The organism is Actinomadura napierensis (assembly GCF_039529375.1).
GTDB classification, from domain to species: domain Bacteria; phylum Actinomycetota; class Actinomycetes; order Streptosporangiales; family Streptosporangiaceae; genus Spirillospora; species Spirillospora napierensis.
Window position 1 is genome coordinate 34243 of record NZ_BAAAMR010000023.1, and the last position, 15110, is coordinate 49352.

Here is a 15110-nt window from a genome sequence, read left to right on the forward strand (position 1 = left end):
GGCCTATCGCTCCGGGTGCTGCTTGAGCTGGCTGAGGAGGTCCGTGAACTGCGTGGATGTGAGGGTGAGGTGGCCGCCGTCGGGGTTCTTCGAGTCGCGCACGCCGACGCCGTCCCCCGGCGCAAGTCGTCCCAGCTCAACACACACATCGTCATTCGCGGTGCCACTGTACGAGCTCTTGCGCCACTGGATGATCATGGGTGACTCTCCAAGTACTTCTTGATCAACTCGCGCGAGGCGTCCTGGGAGTCGGCCTTTGCGCCGATACGTTCGAACGTATCAGCAAAGCCCTTGAACTCGTCTTGGGCGTCGATCAAGCGTCCACCTCCCTGTGCGCCCGCATAAGCGATGTCTCGATCTGGCAGGCCGATGAGCTGGAAGAATCCCTCCGAACCGAGGTGTTCGCCCGCTGAGAAGGGGACCACTCGAAGGATCACGTTCCAGCGGTCGGCCATTTCAAGGAGGTGTTCAAGCTGCGGTCGCATGACCTTCGCTCCGCCGACTCGGCGGGCCAGGGCGGCTTCATCTAGAAGCACCCAGATGTAGGGCGGGTCCTCCCGCTCCAGAACGGCCCGTTTTCGAGCGATCCGTCCGGCCAGGACCGCCTCACGATCCCTCGCCGTGCTGAGGCGGCCGTAAGCCCGCGTGTAGTCGTCGGTCTGAAGGAGTAGCGGGATGGCCTGCCCGTGGAAGACCTTGATCTCGGCCGCGTGCCGCTCGTGCTCGCTGTACTGCTTGAACCAGTTCGGGTCGTGGGCCATGCGGGAGTACCAGAGCAGCAGCTCGAACAGGCCGCCGGTCTCGAACTTCACGTCCAGACGTCGGGCGTAGTCCTCCTGGAGGCGGGCACGTCCTGCCTCGATGTTAGAAACACTCGACCGGGCCAGTCCGATGATCTTGCCCCACTGGGTGAGCGACAGCCCCTCCTGCTCGCGGACGAACCGCAGGTAGTACGCGAGGAAGTGGCCCATCGAGATCTTCGGGTCGAGAGGTTCGCGGACCTTGGGCATCGCCCCTCCTGTTTTGGGTTCCCGTTGATACACCCAAAGTTAAGACAGGTCAGTGACCCTTGCCACAGGAAATCCAAAACTGCGACAAGGGCGGGGACGATGGTGATGACGGCGACGGGGGATTTGATCATTTCCCTGCTCGGGACGCCGGCAACGGTGGGGCTTGCGCGTACTCTCGCGGACGCATGGATGCGCAAATGGGACTATTTCCATATTCTCGACGATGCACTTCTGATCGTCTCCGAGCTCATCACGAACGCCGCCCACGCGACCCCGCACAAGGAGATCCGCTTCCAGCTCAGCCGGGACGCGCAAGGGATCATCATCGCCGTCTGGGACTCCGGCATCGGTGCCCCGCGTCCCAGGCCGCTGCGCCAGATCACCCTCGAAGACCTTGACCTGTCCGAGGAGGCGTTCGACGACAACGGGGGCTGGGGCCTGCACATCGTCCAGGCCCTGTCGGTGCGCTGCGGCGCCACCCAGGATCCGAGCGGCGGGAAGTGGATCTGGGCTCGGATGGTCCCGTGAACGAGGTGGGTGCGGGGGTGTGGTGGGGGCTTGGACCTTAGGTGGTCAAGAAGTGGGGTGCTGCAAACACTTGACTGATTCAAGAAAAGGGGGCAGCCTGTCGGACGTGGCCACGACCGTGGAATACCAGCAGATGCTGCGCGGGGCCGCGCTCCGCGTGACCCGGCCACGGGTCGCGGTGCTGAGCGCGGTGCACGCGCATCCGCACGCCGACACGGACTCGATCATCGACGCCGTGCGCCGGGACGTCCCGAAGGTGTCCCACCAGGCCGTCTACGACTCGCTGCGCGCGCTGACGGCGGCGGGCCTGGTGCGGCGCATCCAGCCGTCCGGCTCCGTCGCCCGGTACGAGGCCCGGGTCGGCGACAACCACCACCACATCGTGTGCCGGTCCTGCGGGGCCATCGCCGACGCCGACTGCGCCGTCGGCGAGGCGCCCTGCCTGACCGCCCCCGATGACAGCGGCTTCACGATCGACGAGGCCGAGGTCATCTACTGGGGTCTCTGCCCCGGTTGCTCCACCGCCCAGAGTTCCTCGTCCGCCAACCTCGCGTAGTCCTGGAAGGAACCACATGTCCGACAACAATGAAGTCGTCACGCCGACCCCCGAGCAGGCCAAGGAGGGCGCGGACCAGTGTCCGGTCGCGCACTCGCGCGCGCCGCACCCGACCCAGGGCGGCGGCAACCGCGGCTGGTGGCCGGAGCGGCTGAACCTGAAGCTCCTCGCCAAGAACCCGCCGGTGACCAACCCGCTGGGCGAGGACTTCAACTACGCCGAGGCGTTCGAGAGCCTCGACCTGAACGCCGTGAAGCAGGACATCGCGCACGTGCTCACGGACTCGCAGGACTGGTGGCCGGCCGACCACGGGCACTACGGGCCGCTGATCATCCGGATGGCGTGGCACAGCGCGGGCACCTACCGCGTCAGCGACGGCCGCGGCGGCGCCGGCGCCGGCCAGCAGCGCTTCGCGCCGCTCAACAGCTGGCCGGACAACGCCAGCCTCGACAAGGCCCGCCGCGTGCTGTGGCCGGTCAAGCAGAAGTACGGCCGGAAGATCTCCTGGGCCGACCTGATGGTCCTGGCCGGCAACGTCGCGCTGGAGACGATGGGCCTGAAGACCTTCGGCTTCGCCGGCGGCCGCGAGGACGCCTGGGAGGCCGAGGAGGACGTCTTCTGGGGCCCCGAGACGGCCTGGCTCGACGACGAGCGATACAGCGGCGAGCGCGAGCTGGAGAAGCCCCTGGCCGCGGTGCAGATGGGCCTGATCTACGTCAACCCGGAGGGCCCGAACGGCAACCCGGACCCGATCGCCGCGGCGCGCGACATCCGCGAGACGTTCGCCCGCATGGCGATGAACGACGAGGAGACCGTCGCGCTGATCGCCGGCGGCCACACCTTCGGCAAGACGCACGGCGCGGCGCCCGACACCCACGTCGGCCCCGAGCCCGAGGCCGCCCCGCTGGAGGACATGGGCCTCGGCTGGAAGAACGCCTACGGCACCGGCAAGGGCCGCGACTCCTACACCAGCGGCCTCGAGGTCACCTGGACGCCCACCCCGACCAAGTGGGACAACACCTTCTTCGAGGTCCTGTTCGGCTACGAGTGGGAGCTGACCGAGAGCCCCGCCGGGGCCAAGCAGTGGCGGCCGAAGGACGGCGCCGGGGCCAACACGGTGCCCGACCCCGAGGACGGCACGCTGAACCGCCAGCCGATGATGCTGACGACCGACCTGTCGCTGCGCTTCGACCCGATCTACGAGCCGATCTCGCGGCGCTTCAAGGACGACCCCGAGGTGTTCGCGGACGCGTTCGCCCGGGCGTGGTTCAAGCTGACCCACCGCGACATGGGCCCGGTCGCCCGCTACCTCGGCCCGGAGGTCCCGGACGAGACGCTGGTGTGGCAGGACCCGGTACCGGCGGCCGACCACGAGCTCGTGGACGACGCCGACGTCGCGGCCCTCAAGGCCCGGCTGCTCGACTCCGGCCTGTCGGTCTCCCAGCTGGTGGCGACCGCGTGGGCGTCGGCGGCCTCGTTCCGCGGCACCGACAAGCGCGGCGGCGCCAACGGCGCCCGCATCCGCCTGACGCCGCAGAAGGACTGGGAGGTCAACAACCCGGACCAGCTGCGGACCGTCCTGCGCACCCTGGAGCAGGTCCAGGAGGCGTTCAACGCCGAGCAGACCGGCGGCAAGCGGATCTCCCTCGCCGACCTGATCGTCCTCGGCGGCTGCGCCGGCGTCGAGAAGGCGGCCAAGGACGCGGGCCACGACATCACGGTCCCCTTCACCCCGGGACGCACCGACGCGTCGCAGGAGGAGACGGACGTCGAGTCGTTCGAGGTGATGGAGCCGACGCACGACGGGTTCCGCAACTACCTCGCCAAGGGCAACATCCTGCCGGGCGAGTTCCTCCTGATCGACCGGGCGAACCTGCTCACCCTGAGCACGCCCGAGATGACGGTGCTCGTCGGCGGCCTGCGGGTCCTCGGCGCGAACCACGACCTGTCGTCCCTGGGCGTCCTCACCGACAAGCCGGGGGTGCTGACCAACGACTTCTTCGTGAACCTGCTCGACATGAGCACCACGTGGAAGCCGACGTCCGAGACCTCGGAGACCTACGAGGGCCGCGGCCCCTCCGGCGACGTCAAGTGGACGGGCAGCCGCGCCGACCTGGTCTTCGGCGCGAACGCCGAGCTCCGCGCGGTCGCGGAGGTCTACGCGAGCGACGACGCGAAGGAGAAGTTCGTCCAGGACTTCGTCGGCGCGTGGGACAAGGTCATGAACCTCGACCGGTACGACCTCACCTCCACCCGGTGATCCGGGCCTGACATGACGGCGGCCGGGCCGGTCCTCAGGGACCGGCCCGGCCGTCATATGTCGGCGAAAGGGAGGGCGCCCGGTCAGCCGGTCTCGCGGCAGCGCGGGCACAGGCCCCAGAACGTCACGTCGGCCTCGTCGACCAGGTAGCCGGCGTCGTCGACCGGGTCCATGCAGGGCGGGTGCCCGACGGCGCAGTCGACGTCCTTGACGGCCCCGCACCTGCGGCACACCAGGTGGTGGTGGTTGTCGCCGACGCGTCCCTCGAAGCGGGCGGGGCTCCCGGCCGGCTCGATGCGGCGGACCAGTCCGGCCTTCGTGAGCGCGTGGACGGCCTCGTACACGGCCTGCAGGGAGATGTGGCCGACGCGGTCGCGGACCCCGGAGGCGATCCCCTCGACGTCGAGATGGTCGCCCTCGCGGACGGTCTCCAGCAGCGCGACGCGGGCGGCGGTCACCCGCAGGCCGGCACCGCGCAGTTCCTCGGCGGTGGTCGGGGTCTGCGATGCGCACATGAGGCCCAGGGTACCTTAACAAATCGAGAACGATTCAAAACAGCAAACGGTACAAGTCATTGCGCCTGCCGGTGCGGGGCCGCCTCCGATACTTTGTGGGGCTTGGGGAGTCCCTGGGGCTCTTGTGCAGAGCGAATCGCCGATGGGCCGGAGGTACGCGTCCGGTGCTGGACGAGATGCGAAGCGGGAGCCTGCCGGCGGGCGTCGATCCCCTGAACCCCGGAGACCCTCCCGCCGTCGGGCCCTACCGGCTCCTGGGGAAGCTCGGCGAGGGCGGCATGGGGACCGTCTACTTCGGGCGCGGCGCGGACGCGCGCCCGGTCGCCATCAAAGTCATCAAGCCGGAACTGGCCGCCGACGACCGCTACCGGGCCCGGTTCCAGGACGAGGTCCGGCACGCCCAGCAGGTGGCGTCCTTCTGCACCGCCGCGGTGCTCGACTACGGGGACGACGCCGGGCGCCCCTACCTCGTCACCGAGTACGTCGACGGACGGCCGCTGTCGGAGCACATCAAGCAGCAGGGCGGCCTGCCGCCCGGCACCGTGCACGGCCTGGCGGTGGGCGTCGCGGCGGCGCTGACCGCCATCCACGCGGCGGGTCTCGTCCACCGCGACCTCAAGCCCGCCAACGTGCTGCTGTCGATCTCCGGCCCCCGGGTGATCGACTTCGGTATCGCGCGGGGCGTGGGGGAGCGGTCCGGGCACACCAGGTCGGGGTTCGTGGTCGGCTCGCCCGGCTGGATCTCGCCGGAACAGGTGCAGACGGGGGAGGTCTCGCCGGCCGGCGACGTGTTCGCTTGGGGCTGCCTGGTCGCGCTGGCCGGGACGGGCCACCACCCGTTCGCCGGCTCCGGCGCCCAGTCGACCAGCGATCCGCTGGTGGTGGCCTACCGGGTGCAGCAGCGCATGTACGACCTGGGCGACCTCGCCGAGCCGCTGCGCACCGTCGTGGCCGCGCTGGCGGTCGCCGGCCTGGCCTACTACCAGCACAAGCACAAGCCGGCGGCGGCGGAGTTCGGCCGGCCCGCCAAGGACGGCGACATGTCCTTCCAGGCCTCGCCGCCGAAGTGCGGGGGAAAGGTGAAGGGGGTCACCGCGAAGGAGGGCAAGCTCTGCCAGGTGACGGTCACGGTGACCAACACCGGCACGGCGGCGGAGGTGCTGGCCCCGGCCGACCAGCGGCTGCTGGACGGGGGCGACGGCGACCACCGCGCGATCATGCTGTTCAAGGGCAGACCGGGGCCGAAGACGCGGGTGAACGTGCAGTCGCTGCCGAGCGCGGAGTCCTTCACCGGGGTGCTGCTCTACGACGTCCCGTCCGGGTTCGTCCCGCACGCCGTGGAGTTCCACGAGAACCGCTCCAGCAACGGGGTCCGCCTCGCCGTCCCGTGATCGTCCGCTAGATGCGATGAGTTGGTTACTGCATAGAGTTTGCAATAATGCCGGGCATGCTGAAACGTCCGGTTCTGGCGGTATTGGCCGTTGTGGTGGCGGCGTCGGTCGCGTCCGCGTGCGGGCAGGGGGACGCGACCGCCCCGGGAAGCAAGGACGGCTCGCTCACCTACGCGATCGGTGACGAGCCGGAGACGTTCAACCCGGGGCTCCAGGACGAGCACACCGACCCGGTGACCGAGCTGGTGTTCCGCGGGCTTACCCGGCACGACAAGGACAACAGGGTCGTCCCGTCGCTGGCGAAGTCGTGGACCGTCGCACCGGACGGGAAGACCTACACCTTCGTGCTGCGGCCCGGCGTCACCTGGCAGGACGGCAGGCCGTTCACCTCCGGCGACGTCAAGTTCACCATCGAGACCGTCCGGGACGCGGGGGCCGGGTCGCCGCTGTCGCGCAACTTCACCATGGTGAGGTCGGTCGAGACGCCCGACCCGGCCACCGTCCGCCTCACCCTGGCCGAGCCGTTCGCGCCGATGCTGGACGCGGTGTCGATGGGCATGCTGCCCGAGCACCTGCTGCAAGGGAAGAAGCTCACCGACCCCGGATTCGGGCAGCACCCCGTGGGCACCGGCCCGTTCGCCCTCAAGACCTACAAGCACGGCCAGTACGCCGAGCTGACCGCGTTCGACGGCTACTACGAGGGCAGGCCGGGGCTGAAGAAGATCGTCGTCAAGTACGTCCCGGACGACTCGGCGCGGCTGATCCAGCTGCGCAACGGCGAGGTCGACGCCGCGAACCTGGCGCCGCAGCAGGCGGGGAAGGCCGGCGGGCACCGGCTGGAGGTCCACCCGACCGCCGACTACCGGGCGCTCATGTTCAACATGAAGGAGCCGGTGTTCGCCGGCCGCAGGATTCGGCTCGCGATGAACTACGCCGTCGACCGCGACGCCATCACCAAGAGCGTCGTCCTCGGCTACGGCTCCCCGGCCAAGGGCCCGCTGGACACCAGCCCCTACGCCGCCGCGCCCGGGTTCGCCTTCGACCCCGCCAAGGCCGCCTCCCTGATGAAGGAGGCCGGCTACGCCAAGAACACCCAGGGCATGTGGGCCAGGAACGGCAGGACGGTGAAGTTCGAGCTCACCACCTTCGCCGAGGACTCGCTGCGCGTCGCCATACTCAACGTGTCCGCCACCCAGCTCAAGCAGCAGGGCTTCGACGTCGACCCGCACCCGCGCCCGCGCGACTGGGTCCGCAAGCACTGGGGCGACCTGCAGGGCATGGTGGTCGGCTGGGGCACGCCCTACGACCCGGACTCCTCGGTGTACGGGCCGTTCGCCTCGTCCCAGGCCCTCGCCAAGGGCGGCTCCAACTACGGCTCCTACAGCAACCCCGCCGCCGACAAGGCGCTGGAGGACGGCCGCTCCACCCTCGACCCGGCGAAACGCAAGGCCGCCTACACCGCGTTCCAGCAGGCGCTGCAGGACGACCCGCCGTTCGTGTGGATCTCCTACCTCAAGACCATCAACGCCGTCCCGAAGAACCTGACCGGCCCGGCGCAGCGCACGCTCGGCCACCACGGCTACGGGTTCTTCTGGAACGCCGAGACCTGGCGCTACAACTAGATGGCGCTGCGTGTGGTGCGCCGGCTGGCGACGGCGGCGCTGGTCGTCGTCGCGCTGTCGGCGGTGTGCTTCGGGCTGCTGGACGCCGCGCCCGGCGACCCGGCCGCGTCGGTGCTGGAGGCCCGGTCGGGCGGGCGTCCGGCGTCCCCGGCGGCCGTCGCCGAGCTGCGCGGCGAGATGGGGCTCGACGACCCGCCGCCCGTCCGGTACTGGCGGTGGGCGTCGCACGCGATGCGCGGCGACCTCGGCACGTCCTACATGTCGGGCCGCCCCGTCACCGAGACGCTCGGCGACACCGTGCCGTGGACGCTGCTGCTCACGGCCGCGGCGGTGCTGCTCAGCTTCGCCGCCGCGCTGGCGGTCGGGCTGGTCGCGGCGCTCACCCGGCGGGCGTGGCTGCGGCGCGGCATCGACCTCCTGCTGTTCGTGATGGGCGGCATGCCCGGATTCGTCGTCGCGTTGCTGCTGCTGTACGTCTTCGCGGCGGCGACCCACCTGATGCCGTCGGGAGGCGTCAGCCGCCCCGGCGAGCCCGTCACCGCGTACGGGCTTCTCGCCCATCTGGTGCTGCCGGCGTGCGCGCTCGCGTTCGGCCACCACTTCAGCGTCTACGTGCGGCTGGTGGAGAACGGCGTCGGACGGCTGCGGGACGCGCCGCACGTGCAGAACGCCCGGGTCCGCGGGCTGCCCCGCCGCACGGTGGTCACCCGGCACCTGATGCGGCCCGGGCTGGTGCCGTTCACCGCCCGGCTCGGCGTCGGCGTCGGGTCGCTGATCGCCGGCGTCTACGCCACCGAAGTGATCTTCTCCTGGCCCGGCATGGGCCGGGCGGCCATCACCGCCGCCCGCGCCCAGGACCACCCGCTGCTCATCGCGATCGTCCTGGTCACCGGCCTGATCGTCATCGCGGCCAACCTGGTCGCGGAACTCGCCGTCGCCGCGCTGGACCCGCGCGCCCGGTCGGGCGGTGCCCATGCCGTCTGAACCTTTGGCTGAATCGGTGAAGCCGCGCGGGCTGCTCGCCGTCCGGCTGCGACCCCGGCGCCCCGCGCTCGCCGCGGCCGTGGCGGTGCTGGCCGCGTTCGCGGTGCTCGCCGTCCTGGCGCCGCTGTTCACCTCGCTCGACCCGGTCGCCACCGACACCTCGGCGACCTCGCTGCCGCCCGGCTCGCCCGGCCATCCGCTCGGCACCGACCTGCTCGGCCGCGACCTGTGGACCCGCATGCTGTACGGCGCCCGCACGTCCCTGCTGGTCGGACTCACCACCGCGGCGATCACCGTCGGGCTCGGCATGCTGGCCGGCGGGCTGGCCGCCGTCGCGCCGCGCTGGCTGGACGGCCTGATCGCCCGCACCGCCGACATCCTGCTGGCCCTGCCGCTGCTGATCGTCGTGCTCGCGCTCGCCGCCGTGGCCGGGCCGTCGCTCGGCCTCGTCGTCGCGGCGATCGCGCTGACGAGCTGGATGCCGGTCGCCCTGATCGTCCGCGCCGAGCTGCGCAGCCGCCGCGAGCGCCTCTACATCCGCGCCGCCTACGCGCTCGGCCTGTCGCGCCGGCAGGTCCTGTGGCGGCACCTGCTGCCGGGCGCGGTGCCGCCGGTCGCGTCCATCGCCGCGTTCGAGGTCGGGCACGCGATCCTCACCGAGTCCACGCTCAGCTTCCTCGGCCTCGGCGTCCCGCCGAACCGGCCGAGCTGGGGCAACCTGCTCACCGAGGCGCAGTCGCACCTGCTCACCGGCGAGTGGTACACCGTCGCGGTCCCGGCCGCCGCCGTCGTCGCGACGATCATCGCGGTCAACGCCGTCGCCGGGGCGATCTCCGGTCCGTCCGAAGGCAGGACATGGTGAGCGGCCCGGCTCCCGGCCTGATCGTCACGGGCCTCACCGTCGACGTCCCCGGACGCCGCGTCGTGCACGGCGTCGACCTCGCCGTCCCCGCCGGGCGGATCCTGGCGCTGGTCGGGCCGAGCGGCAGCGGCAAGACCCTCACCGCCCGCGCCATCGCCGGCCTGCGGCCGCACGGCGGCACGGTCCTGGTGAACGGCCGTCCACCTGTGCGCGGGCGGGACGTCGGATACGCCTTCCAGGACGCCCTCGCCTCGCTGAACCCGACCGTCACCGTCCGGCGGCACCTCACCGAGACCGTCAGGGCGCACCGGACCGGGGACCCGCACGCCGCGCTGGCGCGCTTCGACCTCGACCCCGCGCTCGGGCGGGCCTGCCCGTTCGAGCTGTCCGGGGGACAGGCGCAGCGCGTCGCGCTCGCGCTCGCGACCGTGCACGAGCCGCCCGTCCTGATCGCCGACGAGGTCACCACCGCCCTCGACCCGGTCACCCAGGCCACCGTGATGGACCTCGTCCGCGCCCAGGCGGCGGGCCGGGCCACGCTGCTCATCACCCACGACCTGAGCGCCGCCGCCCGCTGGGCCGACGACATCGCGATCATGCGGGACGGGCGCATCGTCGAGCAGGGCCCCGCCCAGCGGATCCTGTCCGAGCCCGGCAGTGAATTGGCCCGCGAGCTGGTCGCGGCCGTGCGGGAGACGCCTCGTCCGCCGGAGGTGCCTTCCGAGAAGGCGGGGACCGCGGAGGAGCTCGCTCTCCGGAAGGTGCGGCGGGTTCTGGGCTCCCGCAGGCGCAGAACCCTGGCGCTCGACGGCGTCGACCTGCGCATCAGGCCCGGGGAGGCCGTGGCGATCGTCGGGCGCAGCGGTTCCGGGAAGTCCACGCTCATCGGGGCTCTCGCCGCCCTCGACCGTCCGGCTCAGGGCACCGTCCTGCGCGACGGCCAGGACGTGTGGGCGCTGCGCGACCGCGAGCGGCGCGCCGTCCGGCACCGCACCGGGATGATCTTCCAGGGCCCGCTCGCGTCCTTCGACCCGCGCCACACCGTCCGCCAGGTCATCGCCGAAGCGGGCCCCTATGACGACGGGCTGCTGCGCCGCGTCGGCCTCGACCCGGCCATGGCCGACCGGCGTCCCGCCACGCTGTCGGGCGGGGAATGCCAGCGCGTCGCCATCGCCCGCGCGCTCGCCCAGGAGCCCCGCGTCCTGCTCGCCGACGAACCCACCAGCGGCCTGGACGTCCTCACCGAGGAGCACATCCTGCGCCTGCTGGCCGCGCTGCGCCGCGACCACGGGCCGACGGTCGTCCTGGTCACCCACGACCTGCGCGTGGCCCGCCGCGTCGCCGACCGGATCGTCGTGCTGCACGACGGCCGGATCGTCGAAGAGCTTCCCTCCGGCGACCTCGACTCCGCCCAGCACTCCGAATCGGTACGCCTGCTCCAGGCCACCGCCCTCTAGCTCACTGGGCCGTCCAGCCGCCGTCGACGGCGACGAGCGCGCCCGTGACGAACGCGGAGGCGTCGGACGCGAGGAAGGCGATCGCCTCGGCGACCTCCTGCGGGCGCCCGATCCGGCCGATCGGATGGGCCGGGCCGAAGGAGGCGAGCATCTCGCGGCCGTTGTCGACCACGCCCTCCATGATGTCGGTGTCGATCACTCCGGGCAGCACCGCGTTCGAGCGGATGCCCTTGGGGCCGCCCTCGATGGCGAGCACCCGCGTCATCTGGGCCAGCGCGCCCTTCGACGCGGCGTAGGCCGTCTGCGTCTCGAAGGCGACGACCGAGGACACCGAGGCGACCGAGACGATCGCCCCGCCGCCCGCGTCCGCCATGACGCCGAACGCCTCGCGCGCCTGGACGAAGTTGCCGCGCGCGTTGACCCGCAGGATCCCCTCGAAATCGGCGACGGACGTCTCGGTGATCGGCTTGTTGAGCGTGCGGCCCGCGTTGTTGACGAGGATGTCGAGCCGTCCGAACCGGTCGGTCGCCAGCCGCATGGTCGCCCGGGCGAGCTCCTCGTCGGCGACGTCCCCGACCAGCGCCGCGACGCCGCCGGGATCGTCCGCGGCGAGCTCCTCGACGGCCTCGGAGCGGTCGGTGACGACCAGCCGGGCACCCCGTTCGCGCAGCAGCAGTGCCGTGGCGCGGCCGATGCCGCGGGTGGCCCCGGTGACGACGGCGACCCGCCCGGTCAGGTCCCAGGAGGCCGGAAGCGTGCTGTGGTCATGTGTGGTGGTCATGGGTACGACCCTCGCCCGTCCCGGCGGCGGGCAGAAGGGCGCGGTTCACCCTGGGAGTAACGCACCCACCCAGCCCGCCCGGATCGCGACCTACGATGGTGGTATGTCCTCCTCTGAGCTCGGCCTTTACCTGAAGGCCCGGCGCGCCCAGGTCACGCCGGAGCAGGCCGGCGTCCCCAGCATCGGGCAGCGCAGGGTCCCCGGCCTGCGGCGCGAGGAAGTGGCGTCGCTGGCCGGCGTCAGCGTCGACTACTACGTCCGGCTGGAGCAGGGCCGCGAACGGACGCCGTCCGGGCAGGTCGTCGACGCGCTCGCCGCCGCGCTGCGGCTGCCCGAGGACGGCCGGCTGCACCTGTTCCGCCTGGCCGGCCTCAGCCCGCGCGCCCGCGCCGCCGCCGCGACCGACCACGTCGACCCGAACCTCCTGCAGCTCATGTCCGCCTGGCCGAACAACCCGGCGATCGTCTACAACCGCGCCTACGACGTCCTCGCGTCCAACGCGATCGCCGACGCGCTCTTCCACGACTGGTCGCACTCGCGGAACCTCATGCACGTGGTGTTCACCGAACCCGCCGCCCGGACCTTCTACCGCGACTGGCACGAGGTCGCGCGCAACTCCGTGGCCGGCTTCCGGCTCGGCTACGGCACCGCGCCCGACGACCCGCGCATCCGGCGGGTGCTCACCGAGCTGCTCGAACAGAGCCCCGAGTTCGCCGAGCTGTGGGCCCGGCACGACGCGCGCGGCAAGTCGCTGGAGAGCAAGCGCTTCCACCACCGCGAGGTCGGGCCGCTGACGCTGTCCATGCAGACCTTCGACGTCCGCTCCAGCCCCGGCCAGGAGCTCGTCGTCTACCACGCCGAGCCCGGCTCGGCCAGCAGCGAGGCCCTCGGCCTGCTCGGCTCCCTCGCCGCCACCGCCGCCGGGTGACGCGCCGCCGCAAGTACCCTTGGCCGGTGTTCTCGCCTCAAGGCCCTTCTCTGCGCGAACTGGCGGTCCAGGCGCTGTCGTCGGTCGAGCACGGCTACGACCTGCTCGCCCCCAAGTTCGACCGCACGCCGTTCCGGACGTCCGACGTCCTCCTCGACGCGACCGCCGACGCGCTCCGCCCGCTCGGGCCGTTCGGCTCCGGGCTGGACGTGTGCTGCGGCACCGGCGCGGGCATGCGCGTCCTCGAACCCCTGTGCCAGGGACGGACCACGGGCGTCGACTTCAGCGCCGGCATGCTCGCGCAGGCCCACGCGTCCCACCCAGAGGTCGAATGGGTGCAAGCCGACGTCCGATCGCTGCCCTTCACGGAGGCGTTCGACCTGGCGGTCACCTTCGGCGCCCTCGGGCATTTCCTCCCCGCCGAGCGGCCCGCGCTGTTCGCCGGGGTCTACCGCGCGCTGCGTCCCGGCGGGCTGCTCGCGTTCCCTATCGGCGGCCCGCCGCCCATCACCTCGTTCTGGTACTGGGCACTGCTCGGCTTCGACGCGGCGATGCGGGTGCGGAACGCGGTATGGCGCCCGCCCTTCGTCATGTACTACCGCACCTGCCCGCTGCAGGCGATGCGCGACGACCTGACGGCGGCCGGGTTCACCGTGACGACGCCCCCCTTGACCGGCCTTGGGCCCCGCAAAGACGGCGCGCCTCGCTACCGCCTCGTCCTAGCCCGCAAGCCCAGCTGACGGAAGCGTGCTGGAGAAGCGGCTGACGGCGAAGGGACGCGCCACCCGGAGCCGGATCGTCGAGGGCGCGGCCGAGGTGATCCAGGAGGCCGGAGTGCCGTCCGCCACCCTCGAAGACGTCATGGCCCGCACCCGGACCAGCAAGAGCCAGCTGTTCCACTGATGCCGTCCATCCTCGATTTCCCGGCGCGCACGCCCGGCGGCGGCACCGTCGTCGTCATACCGGGCCGGGGCGTCGCCACCGGCTGGTACCGGTGGGTCGCGGACGCGGCGGTCGCGGCCGGATGGTCGGCGGAACTGGTCGACGGCCTCTACGAGGGGAGCCTGGACGACCGGGGCGGCCCGGCCGCCTACGCCGCCGTCACCCGGCTCGTCCGCGAGGCGCACCCGGACGGCGGCGTGGTCGCGATCGGGCATTCCACGGGCGCTCGGGTCGCGCTTCAACTCGGCCGGGAACTGCCGGTGGCCGGGTACGTGGCGCTCTGCCCCATCGCCGACCTGGCCGACCACGTCCAGCGCGCGCGGGCCTACCTGCCCGACTACGCCTGGCAGGTCATCGCCGACCTCGGCGAGCCCACCCTCCGGCGCGCCGCCTACCGGGAACGCTCTCCCGTCACCTGGCTCGACCGGCTCGACGCGCCGCTCCTGGTGGTCGCTGGCGCGGACGACCGGGTCTGCCCGCCGTACCAGGCCGAGGCGTTCGGCGCTGCCGTGGTCGGCGGCGGGCCGCCGGTCCGGATCGAGATCGTTTCCGGCGCGGGTCATTTCTTCGAAACGGCGGCGGCGACCGGTAGCGCTTTGCCGCAGGTGTCGGCGCTTGTTACCGGGTGGCTGGGGTCTCTTTCGTAGCTCCTTGGACGCCGGTCAGCGGCACATTGCGTCGATGAGGTCGGAGAAGTGCGGGAATTCGGTCTGCGCGTCGCTCACGATCTGGACGGGGGGACGGGCGCGGCCGGGGGCGTGGCGTTCGGCGATCACGCGGAAGGCGTCGTTCGGTTCCGCGGGGGAGGCGGGGTCGTCCATGGCCTCGGCGGGGCCGAGACCGGCGGCGAAGAGCCAGAGGAGGTCGCCGAGATCGCGGGCGAGCACGCCGCGCTCGCCCTCGGAACCGATGTGGACGACGGGCTGGCCGGTGACCGGCGCACCCGGCCGGACCAGCCAGAACCCGGTGTAGTCGCCGGCGCCGGTCGTGCCGAAGAAGCGGAACTCGCTCCCGTCGACCTCCTGGTTGCCCGTCCACAGGCGGAACCACCACGCCGTCCGGTCGGGCTCCTCGAAGTGCTCGTACAGCTCGAAGTCGCAGCCGCGGCCTTCGTCGGTCTCCTCGTCCCATTCCCACTCGAAGCCGATCGCGGCGATATCGGCCAGGGCGGTGGGTAGGGCGAGATCTGCAGATATGTCCGCCATCCCGGAAGGTTAGCGAGCATCGGGGCACGGCGATCGGGTAACGGATGCTCCCCCTTCGGTGATCTCGGT

17 protein-coding genes are annotated in these 15110 nt (G+C 71.7%); 12 read left to right on the forward strand and 5 right to left on the reverse strand.

Annotated features, from left to right (window positions below; translation table 11 throughout):
- Positions 1 to 3: 3 nt before the first annotated feature.
- On the reverse strand, positions 4 to 198 hold the full coding sequence (locus tag ABD296_RS15400; RefSeq protein ID WP_344266938.1) for a DUF397 domain-containing protein: 195 nt from the start codon (positions 196 to 198) through the stop codon (positions 4 to 6).
- Complete coding sequence (locus ABD296_RS15405; RefSeq protein WP_344266941.1) at positions 195 to 1010, reverse strand: helix-turn-helix domain-containing protein; 816 nt, start codon at positions 1008 to 1010, stop codon at positions 195 to 197. Before ABD296_RS15405 ends, ABD296_RS15400 begins: the two co-directional genes overlap by 4 nt.
- A 99-nt stretch (positions 1011 to 1109) precedes the next feature.
- Here ABD296_RS15405 and ABD296_RS15410 point away from each other — a divergent pair, with 99 nt between their 5' ends.
- The 3 genes from ABD296_RS15410 to katG all read left to right on the forward strand — a co-directional run bounded on the left by ABD296_RS15410 (position 1110) and on the right by katG (position 4354).
- Positions 1110 to 1538 carry an ATP-binding protein gene (locus ABD296_RS15410; protein WP_344266944.1) on the forward strand — a complete coding sequence of 143 codons (429 nt, stop codon included), beginning with the start codon at positions 1110 to 1112 and terminating at the stop codon, positions 1536 to 1538.
- Between the two features lie 133 nt (positions 1539 to 1671).
- Entirely contained in the window at positions 1672 to 2094 is a 423-nt protein-coding gene (locus ABD296_RS15415; RefSeq protein ID WP_344267129.1) for a Fur family transcriptional regulator, read from the forward strand.
- A 16-nt stretch (positions 2095 to 2110) separates the two neighbouring features.
- A complete protein-coding gene (katG, locus tag ABD296_RS15420; protein ID WP_344266947.1) occupies positions 2111 to 4354 on the forward strand; it encodes a catalase/peroxidase HPI in 2244 nt (747 codons plus the stop codon).
- A gap of 83 nt (positions 4355 to 4437) precedes the next feature.
- Here the strand turns inward: katG and ABD296_RS15425 are convergent, their stop codons facing one another.
- On the reverse strand, positions 4438 to 4869 hold the full coding sequence (locus tag ABD296_RS15425) for a Fur family transcriptional regulator (RefSeq protein ID WP_344266951.1): 432 nt from the start codon (positions 4867 to 4869) through the stop codon (positions 4438 to 4440).
- Positions 4870 to 5033: 164 nt separating this feature from the next.
- Here ABD296_RS15425 and ABD296_RS15430 point away from each other — a divergent pair, with 164 nt between their 5' ends.
- From ABD296_RS15430 to ABD296_RS15450, 5 genes are read left to right on the forward strand one after another with little or no spacing between them, the layout of a single operon-like run.
- Positions 5034 to 6260 (forward strand): serine/threonine-protein kinase, encoded by a 1227-nt coding sequence (locus ABD296_RS15430; RefSeq protein WP_344266954.1) that lies wholly within the window; start codon positions 5034 to 5036, stop codon positions 6258 to 6260.
- Positions 6261 to 6316: 56 nt separating this feature from the next.
- Positions 6317 to 7882, forward strand: a complete 1566-nt coding sequence (locus tag ABD296_RS15435; protein WP_344266957.1) for an ABC transporter substrate-binding protein — start codon at positions 6317 to 6319, stop codon at positions 7880 to 7882.
- Positions 7883 to 8866 carry an ABC transporter permease gene (locus ABD296_RS15440; protein ID WP_344266960.1) on the forward strand — a complete coding sequence of 328 codons (984 nt, stop codon included), beginning with the start codon at positions 7883 to 7885 and terminating at the stop codon, positions 8864 to 8866.
- A gap of 4 nt (positions 8867 to 8870) precedes the next feature.
- A complete protein-coding gene (locus tag ABD296_RS15445; RefSeq protein WP_344266963.1) occupies positions 8871 to 9728 on the forward strand; it encodes an ABC transporter permease in 858 nt (285 codons plus the stop codon).
- Positions 9722 to 11185: an ABC transporter ATP-binding protein gene (locus ABD296_RS15450; protein WP_344266966.1), complete on the forward strand. Its 1464-nt coding sequence runs from the start codon at positions 9722 to 9724 to the stop codon at positions 11183 to 11185. The genes ABD296_RS15445 and ABD296_RS15450 overlap by 7 nt, the downstream gene beginning before the upstream one ends.
- 1 nt (position 11186) lies before the next feature.
- On the opposite strand, the gene ABD296_RS15455 is transcribed toward ABD296_RS15450, so the two are convergent.
- On the reverse strand, positions 11187 to 11966 hold the full coding sequence (locus tag ABD296_RS15455) for an SDR family NAD(P)-dependent oxidoreductase (RefSeq protein ID WP_344266969.1): 780 nt from the start codon (positions 11964 to 11966) through the stop codon (positions 11187 to 11189).
- 103 nt (positions 11967 to 12069) lie between these two features.
- On the opposite strand from ABD296_RS15455, the gene ABD296_RS15460 reads away from it, so the two are divergent.
- Genes ABD296_RS15460 through ABD296_RS15475 form a run of 4 tightly spaced genes read left to right on the forward strand, consistent with a single transcriptional unit; the run spans position 12070 to position 14483 of the window.
- Positions 12070 to 12894, forward strand: coding sequence for a helix-turn-helix transcriptional regulator (locus ABD296_RS15460; RefSeq protein ID WP_344266972.1), 825 nt, complete (start codon positions 12070 to 12072; stop codon positions 12892 to 12894).
- A gap of 26 nt (positions 12895 to 12920) precedes the next feature.
- Positions 12921 to 13634: a class I SAM-dependent methyltransferase gene (locus tag ABD296_RS15465; protein WP_344266975.1), complete on the forward strand. Its 714-nt coding sequence runs from the start codon at positions 12921 to 12923 to the stop codon at positions 13632 to 13634.
- A 7-nt stretch (positions 13635 to 13641) separates the two neighbouring features.
- The gene (locus ABD296_RS15470; RefSeq protein ID WP_344266978.1) at positions 13642 to 13797 is read left to right on the forward strand and encodes a hypothetical protein; all 156 of its coding nucleotides are present in this window, start codon (positions 13642 to 13644) and stop codon (positions 13795 to 13797) included.
- Complete coding sequence (locus ABD296_RS15475; RefSeq protein WP_344266981.1) at positions 13797 to 14483, forward strand: alpha/beta hydrolase family protein; 687 nt, start codon at positions 13797 to 13799, stop codon at positions 14481 to 14483. Before ABD296_RS15470 ends, ABD296_RS15475 begins: the two co-directional genes overlap by 1 nt.
- A 15-nt stretch (positions 14484 to 14498) precedes the next feature.
- On the opposite strand, the gene ABD296_RS15480 is transcribed toward ABD296_RS15475, so the two are convergent.
- Positions 14499 to 15041 (reverse strand): SMI1/KNR4 family protein, encoded by a 543-nt coding sequence (locus tag ABD296_RS15480; protein WP_344266984.1) that lies wholly within the window; start codon positions 15039 to 15041, stop codon positions 14499 to 14501.
- Between the last annotated feature and the right edge of the window lie 69 nt (positions 15042 to 15110).